General features: G+C 45.4%; 18 protein-coding genes. 6 read left to right on the top strand and 12 right to left on the bottom strand.

Annotation, left to right across the window (positions count from 1 at the left end; genetic code table 11):
* Positions 1-36: 36 nt before the first annotated feature.
* The 4 genes from NYE28_RS11270 to cdaS all read right to left on the bottom strand — a co-directional run bounded on the left by NYE28_RS11270 (position 37) and on the right by cdaS (position 4,227).
* The gene (locus NYE28_RS11270; RefSeq protein ID WP_007407968.1) at positions 37-627 is read right to left on the bottom strand and encodes a superoxide dismutase family protein; all 591 of its coding nucleotides are present in this window, start codon (positions 625-627) and stop codon (positions 37-39) included.
* Between the two features lie 81 nt (positions 628-708).
* The gene (locus tag NYE28_RS11275) at positions 709-1,950 is read right to left on the bottom strand and encodes a LysM peptidoglycan-binding domain-containing protein (RefSeq protein WP_342490072.1); all 1,242 of its coding nucleotides are present in this window, start codon (positions 1,948-1,950) and stop codon (positions 709-711) included.
* A 320-nt stretch (positions 1,951-2,270) separates the two neighbouring features.
* Positions 2,271-3,482, bottom strand: a complete 1,212-nt coding sequence (locus NYE28_RS11280; protein WP_007611974.1) for a macrolide family glycosyltransferase — start codon at positions 3,480-3,482, stop codon at positions 2,271-2,273.
* Between the two features lie 118 nt (positions 3,483-3,600).
* The gene (gene cdaS / locus NYE28_RS11285; protein WP_160223478.1) at positions 3,601-4,227 is read right to left on the bottom strand and encodes a sporulation-specific diadenylate cyclase CdaS; all 627 of its coding nucleotides are present in this window, start codon (positions 4,225-4,227) and stop codon (positions 3,601-3,603) included.
* A 277-nt stretch (positions 4,228-4,504) separates the two neighbouring features.
* Here cdaS and NYE28_RS11290 point away from each other — a divergent pair, with 277 nt between their 5' ends.
* On the top strand, positions 4,505-5,863 hold the full coding sequence (locus NYE28_RS11290; RefSeq protein ID WP_160223479.1) for an MATE family efflux transporter: 1,359 nt from the start codon (positions 4,505-4,507) through the stop codon (positions 5,861-5,863).
* 13 nt (positions 5,864-5,876) lie between these two features.
* The gene (locus tag NYE28_RS11295) at positions 5,877-6,725 is read left to right on the top strand and encodes an STAS domain-containing protein (RefSeq protein ID WP_043021820.1); all 849 of its coding nucleotides are present in this window, start codon (positions 5,877-5,879) and stop codon (positions 6,723-6,725) included.
* A gap of 27 nt (positions 6,726-6,752) precedes the next feature.
* Here NYE28_RS11295 and bshB2 read toward each other — a convergent pair whose 3' ends face one another.
* From bshB2 to rarD, 4 genes are all read right to left on the bottom strand, one after another.
* Positions 6,753-7,418 carry a bacillithiol biosynthesis deacetylase BshB2 gene (gene bshB2 / locus NYE28_RS11300; RefSeq protein WP_007407961.1) on the bottom strand — a complete coding sequence of 222 codons (666 nt, stop codon included), beginning with the start codon at positions 7,416-7,418 and terminating at the stop codon, positions 6,753-6,755.
* 17 nt (positions 7,419-7,435) lie between these two features.
* The gene (locus tag NYE28_RS11305) at positions 7,436-7,786 is read right to left on the bottom strand and encodes a YojF family protein (protein ID WP_007407960.1); all 351 of its coding nucleotides are present in this window, start codon (positions 7,784-7,786) and stop codon (positions 7,436-7,438) included.
* Positions 7,783-8,061, bottom strand: coding sequence for a hypothetical protein (locus tag NYE28_RS11310; RefSeq protein ID WP_003153742.1), 279 nt, complete (start codon positions 8,059-8,061; stop codon positions 7,783-7,785). Before NYE28_RS11310 ends, NYE28_RS11305 begins: the two co-directional genes overlap by 4 nt.
* A gap of 67 nt (positions 8,062-8,128) precedes the next feature.
* The gene (gene rarD, locus NYE28_RS11315) at positions 8,129-9,025 is read right to left on the bottom strand and encodes an EamA family transporter RarD (protein WP_012117756.1); all 897 of its coding nucleotides are present in this window, start codon (positions 9,023-9,025) and stop codon (positions 8,129-8,131) included.
* Between the two features lie 97 nt (positions 9,026-9,122).
* On the opposite strand from rarD, the gene NYE28_RS11320 reads away from it, so the two are divergent.
* Positions 9,123-9,587, top strand: a complete 465-nt coding sequence (locus NYE28_RS11320; protein WP_043021821.1) for a hypothetical protein — start codon at positions 9,123-9,125, stop codon at positions 9,585-9,587.
* 35 nt (positions 9,588-9,622) lie between these two features.
* Here NYE28_RS11320 and NYE28_RS11325 read toward each other — a convergent pair whose 3' ends face one another.
* A complete protein-coding gene (locus tag NYE28_RS11325; protein ID WP_003153736.1) occupies positions 9,623-9,862 on the bottom strand; it encodes a hypothetical protein in 240 nt (79 codons plus the stop codon).
* 202 nt (positions 9,863-10,064) lie between these two features.
* On the opposite strand from NYE28_RS11325, the gene NYE28_RS11330 reads away from it, so the two are divergent.
* Complete coding sequence (locus tag NYE28_RS11330) at positions 10,065-10,454, top strand: tautomerase family protein (protein WP_015240015.1); 390 nt, start codon at positions 10,065-10,067, stop codon at positions 10,452-10,454.
* Between the two features lie 52 nt (positions 10,455-10,506).
* The gene (locus tag NYE28_RS11335) at positions 10,507-10,875 is read left to right on the top strand and encodes a hypothetical protein (protein WP_160223480.1); all 369 of its coding nucleotides are present in this window, start codon (positions 10,507-10,509) and stop codon (positions 10,873-10,875) included.
* A gap of 39 nt (positions 10,876-10,914) precedes the next feature.
* Here the strand turns inward: NYE28_RS11335 and NYE28_RS11340 are convergent, their stop codons facing one another.
* Positions 10,915-11,256, bottom strand: coding sequence for a winged helix-turn-helix transcriptional regulator (locus tag NYE28_RS11340; RefSeq protein ID WP_160223481.1), 342 nt, complete (start codon positions 11,254-11,256; stop codon positions 10,915-10,917).
* A 129-nt stretch (positions 11,257-11,385) separates the two neighbouring features.
* On the opposite strand from NYE28_RS11340, the gene NYE28_RS11345 reads away from it, so the two are divergent.
* Positions 11,386-11,994 (top strand): nitroreductase family protein, encoded by a 609-nt coding sequence (locus NYE28_RS11345; RefSeq protein ID WP_003153727.1) that lies wholly within the window; start codon positions 11,386-11,388, stop codon positions 11,992-11,994.
* A 43-nt stretch (positions 11,995-12,037) separates the two neighbouring features.
* On the opposite strand, the gene NYE28_RS11350 is transcribed toward NYE28_RS11345, so the two are convergent.
* Positions 12,038-12,640 carry an alpha/beta hydrolase gene (locus NYE28_RS11350; RefSeq protein ID WP_052827554.1) on the bottom strand — a complete coding sequence of 201 codons (603 nt, stop codon included), beginning with the start codon at positions 12,638-12,640 and terminating at the stop codon, positions 12,038-12,040.
* Between the two features lie 2 nt (positions 12,641-12,642).
* Positions 12,643-13,566, bottom strand: a complete 924-nt coding sequence (locus NYE28_RS11355; RefSeq protein ID WP_122504068.1) for a ring-cleaving dioxygenase — start codon at positions 13,564-13,566, stop codon at positions 12,643-12,645.
* Positions 13,567-13,574 lie beyond the last annotated feature (8 nt).

Raw genomic sequence — 13,574 nt, forward strand, 5'->3', positions numbered from 1 at the left:
ACTAAAAAAGCCCTTGTATACTCAATACAAAAGGGCTCATTCCCTGCGGGCGCTTTTTGTCAGGGGAGCGCAGGCGATTCTGGCTCCGGAATTTCCGCTCGGGTTTGTCAAATAATCGTCCGTATGTTCATGAATGACGAACGCGCTTCCGTCCCGGTCGAGCAGGCTGAGTCTGCTCCCTTCTTTTAATGAAGTTTGCGGCGCGTTCATAATGACATCCACTTTACCATCAGCCCCCACTTCAAGATTGGGGAGATCCCCGGCGTGATGACCCATCGGATTGTTGAAGCCGTGTTCTTTGTTCAAAGGGTTGAACGGACCGCCGGCTGATTCGAAATCAGGTGCCTGACATGTCCCTTTTTCATAAATATGAAACCCGAGAGAAGTGCCGGGCGGCAGATGCCCCGCTGATATATGAATGTCTGACCCTTCATCATCAGATTCCCTCACTTCGATATATCCGATCGTTTTTCCGTTTTGATTGATGAGTCCGGCATGCTCACGGTATGCAGATGCTTCCAATGCGCGGCTTTCCCCATGTTTTTTGGGCGGAACAGGAGCGGGTCTCCCCCCGCAGCCGCAAAGCGTAATTGATGCGAGCATGAGAAAAAGCAAGAGACGATTCATGCTTCCTCCCCCTTATTTTTTACCCATCAGTCTTGTCAAAACGTGAAAATGGTAAACAAAAAAAGCCCCGAAAGGCTTTTTTTAAAAATAACTGCGCGCTCCTAAATAAGCTTTTTTCCAATACGGATTGCTTAAGTTTGAAACTTCAACCCCGGAGGAGCTTGCGTGAATAAAATCTCCTCCGCCTAAATACATCCCCATATGAGAAGGGCCCGCTTTATATGTCGTAAAAAAGACAAAGTCGCCTGCTGACGGCTGGCTGATATGTTTCATCGTATTCCAATATCCGGCTGTGCTCAGACGGGAAACAGAGCTTACCTTATTTAAAAGGTAATAGATGTAACCGCTGCAATCGAAGCCCGCAGGCGTATTGCCTCCCCAGCGGTAAGGCACGCCGACATGTTTTTTCGCCTCGCCTATCATTCTGTCAATCTTTGACCCTGTCACCGGAGGTTCGGGAGTATTCGGCTTGTTTGGTTTTGCCGGTTTGTTATCCGGCTGCCGCACAGGATCTTCTGTTTTTTCCGTTCCGTTAATCACCAGAACTTGTCCGATTTGAAGCACATCAGTTGTCAATTTATTTTTTTCTCTGATGAGCTGAGCGGTGATGCCGAACCGATTAGCAATTTTCCAGAGGGAATCGCCTGCTTTTACTTTGTAAGTGGATGGCTTCTCAGAAGGGTTTGAATGAGATGGCGGTGTTGTGCCGCTGTTTCCGTTATGTGAAGAACCTTTGATCTTTAACACTTGATTCGGATACAGCATGTCTGATGTTAATTGATTCAGCTTTTTCAGTTCGGCGATGGTGATCCCGGTTTGATTGGCGATTTTCCACAGCGAGTCACCCGGCTTCACAGTGTAAGTCCCTGATGCGCCTTTATAAGGCTTTGTCTGTCTGCCGCCTCCGTCCGTGCCGCCGGCAGACCCTTTAATTTTCAGTTTCTGGCCCGGATAGATGACATCTGAACTCAAACGGTTCAAGCTTCTCAGCTCAGAAACGCTCATTTTGTATTTTTTTGCGATCACCCATAATGAGTCTCCGTATGTAACTGTGTAGGCACCCGTGCTTCGTTTTCCCTTTTGCCCCGTTTTATGTGTGCCGCTGCCGTCGGGAATGTGCAGCCGCTGTCCTGGGTGGAGTATCGTTGATTTCAGTTTATTTTCCGCCTGCAGGGCTGAAATACTTGTATGATATTGCCGGGAAAGCTTCCAAAGAGAGTCGCCGCTTTTTACTTGAATGGTTTTTGCTTCAGCGGGATGCACGGCGAAGGTTGAAGTCATTACTGCAGATACAGCCAGTCCGGCTGCGATTTTTTTCTTCATATAACGAAAAACCTCCTATTTATCATTGCTGAAAGGGACGTTCCTTTTCTTTGGACGCCGCCTGTTATGCAGGATTCATTCAGAAGTCGACATTAATTCCGATTCATTTGGCCTTAGATCATCACCAATGCCACACATTTTACATAAATTGAGAACATTTCACAAAAGACTTTGGAATCATTTTCATAACATGGCTTTTTTCCGCGACATTCCACCTTTCTTGTCTGTTTTTCATACAATTCTCTTTACGGCGTGAAAAATCCTCCCGAAAAACAATCAAAAAAAGCCCGCTTCCTTTAAAGGAAGCGGGTGAGGGCTGATTACAGAACCCGGGTCTCGGCAGTTTTCACGTCTTCTGCTATCAATTCCGCTGCACGCTGTGCTCCGCCGGCCGCTTTCAGGGATTCTCCGATTTCAGAAGCTTTTGTCTGATATTCAGGATTTTCGCTCAATTCTTTTATTGCTTCAGTAAGCAGTTCCGCTGTTACATCTTCTTTTTTAAACATTTTGCCCGCGCCCGTGTTTTCCACTTGGCTTCCGACAGCGAACTGATCTGCGCCCATCGGAATGACGATCATCGGGGTTTTGTAGTAAAGCCCTTCGCTCGTACTGTTCATTCCGCCGTGAGTGATAAATAAGTCCGCTCTCTTCAGGATCTCAAGCTGCGGAACATAAGGCTTTACAATGACATTCTCAGGAATTTCATCAAGCTCCGCAGGATCAAGATGTTTGCCGATTGACATGACGGCTTTTCCGTTAAAGTTTCTGACCGCTTTTAAGCATTTATTAAACAATTCCTTCTGATTGTTAAAAATCGTGCCCATTGAAATAAACAGGACGTTTTCTCCTTCAAGCTGTTCAAACGGGAAATCTTGAGCTGCCGCCCTTTCGGTTATGGACGGACCGACAAAGAGATAAGAATCGCCAAACTCTTCTTCTTTCGGCTGAAACGCTCTTGAAGTAAATACGATGGTTTTTCTGCCGTCATTTGAGAAAATATCATACGGCGTTTTAATGTCTGCGCTGAATTCTTCATTGAGCCGGCTGACCGCTTCGGTATAAGCCGGATAATGAGATGATTCCTCTGATACAAGGTTTGTATTTGAAAACACTTCTTTAATAAATGCTTCATTCATTGCAAATGTCGTACAAAGTGAATATGCCGGCAGTTTCAGCTGGTTTCTCACAAGCCTTCCTGCCAGAAAATGATGATCATACAGGATGTAGTCGTAGGATTCATCTTTTACTTCCTCAAGAATACGGAGTGCGGCTTTTTTGGAAGTCTCAATCATTAATAGCAAAAACTCGGTAGCGTCCCGCTGTTCATCACCCGTTGCGTTTTTTCCGAATTCATCTTTACGGAAATCTTCATATTCACGGAATTCCGCTCCGCTTGACGCGATTTTGTTCTCATATTCCTTCACGCCGTAATATACGACATGTTCCCCTTTTGCCTTCAGTTCTTTTACGACGCCTAAAGACGGATTGATATGCCCTTCTCCCGGAAAGCCGATCATCAATACATTTGCCATCTTTCCACTCCCTATTCTTTTAAATTTTATGTATATTTAAACGATAACATCAATACAGAAAAAGGTAAAGATGTTCACCTTATTAATATTAAATGGGTACAATATTCCCATTTTCTTATTATTTCGTATGAAGCGCCCGCGTCGAAACAAGCGGATACAGTCCGCCGTCTTTAGCAAAGGACATTTTTCCCGTTTCTTCTGAAACAACGAGCACGAGTGCATCAGTCACGGCCGAAAGTCCCATCGCGGCCCTGTGGCGCGTCCCGTATTTGAGATCGACATGTTTTGTTGTGAGCGGAAGCACATTGGCTGCTGATACTACCCGGTTTTCTCTGACCAATACGGCTCCGTCATGAAGCGGATTGCCGGGATAAAAAATACTCTCAATTAAAGCTGCACTGATCTCGGCATGCAGGCTGGTCCCTTTTTGTATCATTCCGTCCAGCGGATCTGCACGTTCAATCACAATCAGCGCTCCGTGTTTTTCTTCCGCCAGATGCTGCACGGCCCTCGCCAGCTCTGTATAAGAAGGCGTAAAATGTTCGATATATGACTGCAGGTAAAACGACGAAGCGACAGCCTGCATTTCCTGAAACGTATGTCCCAGTTCATCTAATTCGCAAAGAAGGCATTGGTCTTTTTCATCCAATGTCCGCAGTATCATTCCGGCATCCTCCGTAATTTGTTTCAAATACGTTTGAACGGCAGCGGTAAACGCGCTTTCCGTCATTTGAGTGTGGCGCATGTCACATCAGCTCCTTTCCCTTATTTTCTGCATCGCGCGCATGGATATGCGCCGCTGTGTGCACCATAATCATGAAAGGAGGCGCACATCATATGGAATTCGCACGGCTGATGCAATATATCTGCACCTTTTTAGGGGTCATTTCACTTTCATTCATTTATGCCAAGATGTTTAAAAAGCCGAAACCGGACAAAAAAGAGTAGGCCGGCTTTCATTGCTTTTTATACATAAAATGTTATAATTTCTCTCGTTAAAATAAAGAAACGGGGAACCTAACTTGAGAGAAACGAACACGATCGGCCAAAAGGTCAGACAGCTGTTACATATCTTCATTCCGATTTTAATCACACAGGCGGGCCTTTCCCTGATCACCTTTTTGGATACGGTGATGTCAGGGAAAGTGAGCGCTGCCGATTTAGCCGGGGTTGCAATTGGTTCAAGCCTGTGGACGCCGGTTTATACGGGCCTGGCAGGAATATTAATGGCCGTTACGCCCGTTGTTTCGCAGCTGTTTGGAGCCGGCAGACAAAAGGAAGTGCCGTTTTCCGTCATCCAGGCCGTTTATGTAGCGGCCGTTCTCAGTGCGGCGGTTATCCTGATCGGCTTTTTCACCGTTGATATGATCTTGGGACATTTGGGCCTGGAACCTCGTGTCCGGACGATCGCCAAACACTTTTTAGGATTTTTATCCCTCGGTATTTTTCCTTTGTTTGTGTACACCGTTTTGCGCTCGTTTATTGATGCACTCGGCAAAACGCGAGTCACTATGCTTATTACGCTTTGCTCATTGCCTATTAATTTTGTTTTAAATTATGTATTTATTTTCGGGAAATTCAACATGCCGGCATTGGGAGGAGTCGGGGCGGGGCTCGCTTCCGCCCTGACTTACTGGTGTATTTGCGCCATCAGCTTTTTTATCGTCTGCAGATTTGAGCCGTTTGCCGGGTACTCTGTATTTCGGAAACTGTACCGTTTTTCTCCGTCTGAATGCAGAAAGCTTTTGAAAATCGGATTGCCTATCGGTTTTGCGGTATTTTTTGAAACGAGCATTTTTGCGGCTGTCACACTGCTTATGAGCCATTTTCAGACGGTGACGATTGCAGCCCACCAAGCGGCAATGAATTTTGCTTCCCTCTTGTATATGCTGCCGCTCAGCGTATCCATGGCCATGACCATTTTGGTCGGCTTTGAAGCAGGCGCAAATCGCTACAGGGATGCCCGCTCATACAGCTATATCGGGATCGTGATGGCACTTAGTTTTTCTTTATGCACGGCGGCTTTCATTTTACTGTTCAGACCGCAAATCGCCGGAATGTATACATCAGATCCGGCTGTGCTCATGTTGACACAGCACTTTTTAATCTATGCGCTGTTTTTCCAGCTTTCTGATGCCGTAGCAGCTCCGATACAAGGCGCTCTGAGAGGATATAAGGATGTCAACTATACACTCGGCGCGGCTTTTGTGTCGTATTGGATTATCGGGCTTCCGGTCGGTTACTCAGTCGGCACTTATACGGGCCTCGGGGCATACGGCTACTGGATCGGGTTAATTGCAGGACTTGCCGCAGGAGCTGCCGGTTTATTCTTCAGACTGATGAAACTGCAAAAACATTATGTGAAAAAAATGATTTCATAAAGGAGGAGCAGCAATGCCAAAACATAAACTGCTGTACGATTATTTAACTGAACGGGCGGAGGACATCAGTCAGACATGGTTTGATACCCTTCATGATACGGATCCTGATTCTGTTTATGCTTCTACTGACCCGGCTGTACTCACGAATCTGAAAAAACAAAATCTGGCGTTTAATTATCAGCTCAATCGGATTTTTTCTGAAGAGAAGGAAGTATATACAGCGGCATTGGAAAAGTGGGCGTTCGAAGCCGCACGGGATGAAGAACATTTAAAAACTCCCATCCATTATATTATTCGGGAGTTTATCAGAGTTCGTGATTTGTATGTCGGCCATGTCAAGCAGTTTACCAGACTTCATTCAGACACCGTGACAGAAGAAGATGCCGAAAATATATTCCATACGCTGATTAAATCGTTTGATGTGGTGATTCATATTTTCATAGAGGAAATGTATAAAAACACAAACATTCAGCTTGAAGCGCAAAAAGAATTGATCACCGAGCTGAGCTCGCCGGTAATTGTGCTTTTTGATAATGTCGGACTGCTGCCGCTGATCGGGGATATTGACACGGCAAGAGCCAAAATGATTTTAGAGAATACGCTGCAGCAGTGTTCAGAGAAGCGCATCACGCAGCTGTACATTGATTTATCGGGCGTAGCCATGATTGATACGATGGTTGCCCAACAGCTTTTCACCTTAATTGAATCACTCGGAATGCTCGGCGTGAAAGCGACATTATCCGGAATCCGTCCTGAAATCGCCCAAACCGCGGTGCAGCTCGGACTGAGTTTTTCAAATTTATCAATACGGTCTTCGCTTGCGGAAGCGATCGCTTCCGATCTGACACAAAAAAAGGGATAAGGCATTTCAGCCTTATCCCTTTTTTTATCAGTCTTTCCACGGATATGTCCAATACACTTCTTCTTCAAACCATGTCTGAAGAACCGGCTCGTTATTTTTTATTTTTTCTTCCAGCTCTCTCAGCATGCCTTCCGTTTGGGTGCGGTGCGCTTTTAACGCATTCATTTTAATATCGGCAACCTCTTTAATATCAAGAATGACATCAGGCTTGCCGACGGCTTCCTCCCTGTTGCGGGTGATTGCCATGCAAAGCGTACGCGGGCGGTCCTCTTTTTTCTTTCTGTAAAGCGCTCTGATAACCGCTTCGCCGCATGCATCATGATCCGGATGGACGCCGTGCTCCGGATAGAATGTGACAATCAGACTCGGTTTTACATCGTCGATAATCTCTTCCATCATATCCGCGAGCCACTCGTCATCTTCAAATTCAAGTGTTTTATCACGAAGCCCGAGCATTCTCAGGTCAGTAACGTCCATTGCTTTGCATGCGTCGATCAGCTCTTGTTTTCTTAACAGCGGCAGTGTTTCACGGTTCGCGAAAAAAGGATCTCCCATGTTCCGGCCCATTTCGCCAAGCGTTGCGCATGCATACGTAACGGGAATATCTTTTTGTCTGTGTAAAGCAATCAGCCCTGCCACTCCGTATGATTCATCATCAGGGTGAGGCAGGATGACGAGTACATGTTCTTTCATGATTTTCACCCTTTTCTTTAAACTGTAAACGGCTTTTCGCTGATTTGAAGCGAAATCGCCAATTTTCCGCCCGGCAGATGCCCTGCCATTAACAAGCGGTTTTCGTCATCTACTGTATATTCAGTCAGACCTTCTGCGTAAATCCAGCCTTCTTCCGTTTTCAAACCGACGCGGTACGGGCCGTTTCCTTTGATTTTCGCCTGATGGTACGTCACTTTTGCATTGCGTATATAGGCTACAACCGTCATGTTTTTCTCATTCAGATGCGCTGAATAAGAACCGGTCGTTGTTTCCAAATGGATATATACAGGACGATCGGCATATCGCTCTAAAGAAGTTTGCACATCTTCTTTTATGATCGCTTTCATAGCTGCTCCCCTCTTTCTTCTTTTAAAAATTGCAAACGCTTCGTATGTAGTTCAACCAATTCATATTTCTCAATCGGCCGCAGCCGGGAATCTACAATTCGCTGCACCGCCAGAGCAAACTTTTCCTCGGGTGACTTCCGGAGCCTCGGATGTGTTCTTTGATCAAGCAGTTCCAGATCAATTGCCTTCTCCGCTTCTTCAAGAGTTGAAGCCGGGAGAGTGCGGTTATTCCACAGTGCCTGATAGGCTTTTGCTATGTCTTTATCAGTGCCCATTGTACAGCTCCTTTACATACTCGTAATGATTATACATAATTTAAGCTATCGCTGGAAAGCGAAAGGCTTAGCGGCTTTTTATCGGCCGCTTCCATTTTATCTGTGAAAAGGTAAACAAAAGCAATGCTGCCCATATACAAATGAAGGTAAACGCTTTTTGCCCGGAAAACGGTTCATGATACACAAATACGCCGAGCATAAGGGTAATGGTCGGCGCTATATATTGCAAAATGCCGACTTGATACAGCGGCAGACGCTTTGCCCCCTCTGCAAACAGCAACAGCGGCAGGGCCGTAAATACGCCTGCGAAGAATAGGAGCGCCCATGTTCCTGCCCCCAAGGACCCGGAAGTGCTCCCGTCAGCTGTATATCCTAAATAAATAAGTGCAGCCGGGGTAATCAAAAGCGTCTCCAGCGTCAGTCCGATCGTGCTGGACATGCGGGTTCTTTTTTTACATAAGCCGTACAGGCCGAAGCTGAATGCAAGCAGCAATGCTATATAAGGAACCGCGCCATATTGAAACGCAGATATGATCACGGCCGCCCCGGCAATAGAAACGGCTGCTGTTTGCATCTTGTTAAGCTTTTCTTTTAAGAATAGGATGCCCAAAAGAACGGAAACGAGCGGATTAATGTAGTACCCGAGACTTGCTTCAAGCAAAAAGCCGTGATTGACGGCCCATATGTACACAAACCAATTAACGGAAATTAAAACGGAAGCGAAAAAAAGCGCCAGCAGGCCCCCTTCCGATTTCAAAAGACGCAGTTCACGCCATCCGGTTTTCCACTTCTTAAGCACAGTTAAAAGCACACACATGAAAACAAATGACCATAAAATCCGGTGAGCTAAAATGTCCAATGCGGGTATTTGTTCAAGAAGTTTCCAGTAGACCGGAAACAGCCCCCACATGGCGAAAGAACAAGCGGTATAAATGATTCCTTTTCTTGCGTTATTCCCTTGCACGGCCTTCCCCTTCCTTTCTGTAAACAGATTATATTATATCACGGGAAGCTTCCGGCGGGCATATACTATGTTGTCCGTTAAGAAAGGGTGAGATGCCGTGTTTGATTGGAACAGATATTTTCCCTTCCAAAATCAGTTCTCTAAAGAAACGTTTAAAAATGCTGATCCGAAAGATGTCGAGACATATGTCAACCGAGTGATGGAAAGCGTATTCGGCGCCGGTTATGCCGGACAATTCCCTTTTCGCGATCCCATGTCCAAAAATGCCGAGCCGGTCGAAGCGGAACCGCCCAAGCCGGAAATTGACCTGTTTGAAACATCCGATCATGTTTTTGCGAAAATTCCCGCCGAACAAGAGGAACTCGACCGTATCAGGATTAAGCATACATCACACAGCCTCGTTGTAGAGAACAGCAGTCTGGGAGAAGGAAAAAAAGAAATCGTCCTTCCGAGCCTCGTCAAACGGAAAGGAACAAAAGCAGTCTATAAAGACGGGATGATTGAAGTTATGTTTTCAAAACAGGAAGACTACAATCTATCGGAAGTGGAGATTTTAAGATAAAAAAAACGGCCCGCGCGATGCAGGCCGTTTTTTCTTTAATAAAATGGCGGATAACCGCCGGCTCCCGGCCCGAAACCGCCGTATGGGACGCCTCCGTATCCGTAACCGGCGAACCCGTACGGATAGCGGGGTCTTGTAAAGCCTGTGGCAATCACGCCTCCGAGAAGACCGCCTAAAAATCCGCCGAATAAAGGAGCGCCGAACAAAAAAGGACTTCTCGCCGGAAATCCGGCAGGACCGAAATTCCCGCGATACAATGCATGACGAGGGTACATGTTTTTCCTCCTTTATGTCTGCCTATTCTTAAGCGTATTCATAAAATGAGGAAATTGATTGGGCGATTGTAACAACATGTGCCTCTCTGTGATATTGCATTAATGTATAAATTTTTTGGTTATAATTTGATTACATTTTGATTAACTGTTATACTTTTTTACAAGTTGCGACATGATAAAAAACCATCAGGGGGAATAAAATATGCCATTACTTCGTTTTGACGTTATTGAAGGCCGGGATGACGCAGCATTAAAAAAATTACTGGATACCGCCCATTACGCCATGGTTAAAGCTTTTGACGTCCCTGTAACGGACCGTTATCAGATCGTTCACCAGCATCGGCCTCATGAGCTTATCATTGAAGATACCGGGCTCGGTTTCAAAAGAAGCAAAGATCTTGTCATCATCAGCATTGTCAGCAAAGCGCGCACCGAACATCAAAAAGAAACGTTATATCAACTGATGGCTGATCAGCTTAAAACAGAATGCGGCATATCACCCGAGGACATCATGATTTCCATTACAGAAAACGGGAACGCCGATTGGAGCTTCGGGCTTGGTGAGGCTCAGTTTTTAACCGGGAAACTGTAAAAGGCCTCCCCGCTTGTTCTGAATGATTGCAAACTGAATAAAAGAGGGATGTATGTTGGTTAGTGAGTTGTATCCTTGTTTGATATGCGGATTTAAAGGATTAGAGACAAGTCCCGTTTATAACGGCGAATATCAAAAAACATTTGATATTTTCCCCTGCTGCGGGTTTGAATTCGGCTACAGCGAGGACCATGACGTAAGCTTAGAGTTTATTGTAACGCCTGATCATTTAATTGAAGCGGCATTTCAGTTATACCGGAAACAGTGGATTGAGGGAGGAATGAAACTATTTTCTCCAAATGATGTCCCGGCGGAATGTAAAAATGATCATTTCCTTACATTCGATGCTCTATTAAAGCAATTAAAAGGCTTGAACCTCAATCTGAACAATTTTGATATTAATGGTTTTTATGACGAGTAAACATGATCATTAAGAAAAGGCTGCCTTGGGCAGCCTTTGTTATTCATCACATGTGTCGTTGGCAGATCCCCTGGGCTCGCAAAAACTGTCTGCCCATTTTTGCATTTCCTGAAAAACGGCTTGCAGGGCCAAGCCTTTATCAGTCAGTTTATAAATGACTTTGACAGGTGTTTCAGGCAGCACCTGACGCTCGACGATTTCATTTTGTTCCAGCTCTTTGAGCCGCTCCGCGAGCATTTTTTGGCTGATTGTCGGTATCGTTTCGGTCATATCTTTAAATCGTTTCGGCCCGTCCATCAGTACATGGATAATGAGGCCGTTCCAGCGCTTTCCCAAAAGAGAAAAAGCGGATTCCATTTTAGGACACATTGTATATCCCACGTGAGTTCATCCCTTCATCTATGAATTGACAAGTTTTTTGTGATCCATTAAAATTAGTTTTCGAGTTACATTTAGTAAGCTTCTAACTTTTCTATTATGATAACACGTTTATCCGAAGGAGGAAACATGATGACATCCGTATTAGACGTTTTAAAGGAACGCGCATCTGTTAAAGAATACGATAAAGACGCGGTCATTACAAAAGAGGAATTAACAGAACTCCTTGAAATCACAACGCAAGCGCCTTCCGCCTGGAACCTTCAGCATTGGCATTTTCAAGTCTTTCACAGTGATGAAGCAAAAGCTGCCCTGCTTCCGGTTGCTTTTAATCAAAAACAGATTATTGATTCATCAGCAGTTATTGCCGTATTAGGTGATTTAAAAGCAAATGAAAATGGTGAAGACGTTTATGCTGAACTGGCTGAGCAAGGCAATATCACAGAAGAGATTAAACAAACGCTTTTAGGCCAGATTAACGGTGCATACCAAAATGATCAGTTTGCCCGTGATTCAGCATTTTTAAACGCTTCTTTAGCAGCGATGCAACTGATGCTTGCCGCTAAAGCAAAAGGCTACGACACTTGCGCGATCGGCGGATTCAATAAAGAGCAATTCGTTAAGGAATTCGACGTGAGCGAGCGTTTCGTGCCCGTCATGCTGATTTCAATCGGTAAAGCCGTTAAACCGGCGCATAAAAGCAACCGGCTGCCTGTATCTAAAGTGTCAACTTGGCTGTAAGATGAAAGAAACCCTTAGTCCGCTTAAGCAGACTAAGGGTTTTTTATAGGAATCGCTCACTGTACCAGGTTCGTGCCTGCTCTGCTTCCTGCTGTGTGAGCTGATGACCGCCCTCCTGCCAAACAAGAGAAACGGATGCATGGGCATCTGTCAGATACTGATAAAGCTCCTCCGATTCTTCTTTTGTACATAGGGGATCGCGTTTTCCCGCACCGATAAACACAGGCAGCCCTTCCATATCAGGCAGCTTCACTCCGCGTATCGGCACCATCGGATGATGCAGAACCGCTCCTTTCAGTACATCTTTATAATGAAACAAAAGACTTGCTGCAATATTGGCGCCGTTTGAATAGCCGGCAGCAATCACGTTTTCTCTGCTGAATCCGTACATTTGCGCCGCTTCATCAATAAAATTCTTTAATTCTTCCGTCCGTTCAATTAAATCTTTCTCGTCAAATACGCCTTCTTTCAGCCGCTTAAAAAAACGGGGCATGCCGTTTTCCGACACTGATCCTCTGACCCCGAGCAGACTTGCGTTCGGATCGATAAAACGTCCGAGCGACAGAAGATCATGTTCATTTCCTCCCGTTCCGTGCAAAAGCAGCAGAACATTTTCTGACGTTCCCTGTTCAAACACATGTTTCATCATCATTCTCCTTTCTCCATTTTGGGCAGAACAGCTGTAATCTGGCTGCGATGCTCTTCCAGCCATTCCGGAAGCTTCAGCTCTGTTCCGAGATTTTCAAAGGATTCATCCGTCATAAACCCCGGTTCATCGGTTGCCATTTCAAATAAAATGCCGCCGCTTTCTCTGAAATAGATTGAAGTAAAGTAAGACCTGTCAAGAATGTCAGATGAAGCAAGATGAGAATCAGCAAGAATATCCTTCCATTCCGCCTGCTCTTTTTCGCTAGTGCGGAAAGCGACATGATGAACCGTCCCGTAACCGCCGATACCTGCTTCTTTCGGCGCGAGATCAACATCTATAATATGTCCGATCCGCGCCTCCGATTGCAGCCTGACAATCTGATGTTCTTCTCCTGTCTTTGAATAACCGAAGCGTTCTATGAGAAATTGAATGGTTGCTTCAGGACGGTACGAGTACAGAAGAACACCTCTCATGCCTGTGATCGCTTCTTTTTCAGTAATGCCCGCAGGAGTCCATTCACTCTGTCCGCTTCTTTCATCTTCCATTATGGCAAGCGGCAGGTCTTCTGTATCATTAAAGAGAAGGACTTGTTCAGACAGCATGATCTGTTCTTTTACAGACAAGCCATTTTCTTCAAGCCGGCGCTTCCAAAACGCGAGTGCTCCTCTCGGCACGGAGAAATAAATTCTTCCGGCCTGCCCTTTTCCCACGGTTCCCGGGCGGCTTCCCTGAAAAGGAAAAAATGTAATGATCGTGCCCGGCTCTCCGTTTTGGTTGCCGAAATAAAAGTGATAAGTGGCCGGGTCGTCAAAATTAACGGTTTTTTTAACGAGCCGCAAACCCAGCACTTCAGTATAAAACCGAAGATTTTCAGCAGGATCTTTTGCAAATGCGGTAACATGGTGCAATCCTTGCGTATTCAATGTATTCA

This window comes from Bacillus sp. FSL R5-0443, from assembly GCF_038608285.1.
GTDB classification, from domain to species: Bacteria; Bacillota; Bacilli; order Bacillales; family Bacillaceae; genus Bacillus; species Bacillus velezensis.

What these genes read in the sequence shown, in the direction of transcription:
- NYE28_RS11270 (WP_007407968.1), bottom strand. Translation starts at nt 627, where the DNA reads ATGAATCGTCTCTTGCTTTTTCTCATGCTCGCATCAATTACGCTTTGC.
- NYE28_RS11275 (WP_342490072.1), bottom strand. Translation starts at nt 1,950, where the DNA reads ATGAAGAAAAAAATCGCAGCCGGACTGGCTGTATCTGCAGTAATGACT.
- NYE28_RS11280 (WP_007611974.1), bottom strand. Translation starts at nt 3,482, where the DNA reads ATGGCAAATGTATTGATGATCGGCTTTCCGGGAGAAGGGCATATCAAT.
- cdaS (WP_160223478.1), bottom strand. Translation starts at nt 4,227, where the DNA reads ATGCGCCACACTCAAATGACGGAAAGCGCGTTTACCGCTGCCGTTCAA.
- NYE28_RS11295 (WP_043021820.1), top strand. Translation starts at nt 5,877, where the DNA reads ATGCCAAAACATAAACTGCTGTACGATTATTTAACTGAACGGGCGGAG.
- bshB2 (WP_007407961.1), bottom strand. Translation starts at nt 7,418, where the DNA reads ATGAAAGAACATGTACTCGTCATCCTGCCTCACCCTGATGATGAATCA.
- NYE28_RS11305 (WP_007407960.1), bottom strand. Translation starts at nt 7,786, where the DNA reads ATGAAAGCGATCATAAAAGAAGATGTGCAAACTTCTTTAGAGCGATAT.
- NYE28_RS11310 (WP_003153742.1), bottom strand. Translation starts at nt 8,061, where the DNA reads ATGGGCACTGATAAAGACATAGCAAAAGCCTATCAGGCACTGTGGAAT.
- NYE28_RS11325 (WP_003153736.1), bottom strand. Translation starts at nt 9,862, where the DNA reads ATGTACCCTCGTCATGCATTGTATCGCGGGAATTTCGGTCCTGCCGGA.
- NYE28_RS11330 (WP_015240015.1), top strand. Translation starts at nt 10,065, where the DNA reads ATGCCATTACTTCGTTTTGACGTTATTGAAGGCCGGGATGACGCAGCA.
- NYE28_RS11335 (WP_160223480.1), top strand. Translation starts at nt 10,507, where the DNA reads ATGTTGGTTAGTGAGTTGTATCCTTGTTTGATATGCGGATTTAAAGGA.
- NYE28_RS11345 (WP_003153727.1), top strand. Translation starts at nt 11,386, where the DNA reads ATGACATCCGTATTAGACGTTTTAAAGGAACGCGCATCTGTTAAAGAA.
- NYE28_RS11350 (WP_052827554.1), bottom strand. Translation starts at nt 12,640, where the DNA reads ATGAAACATGTGTTTGAACAGGGAACGTCAGAAAATGTTCTGCTGCTT.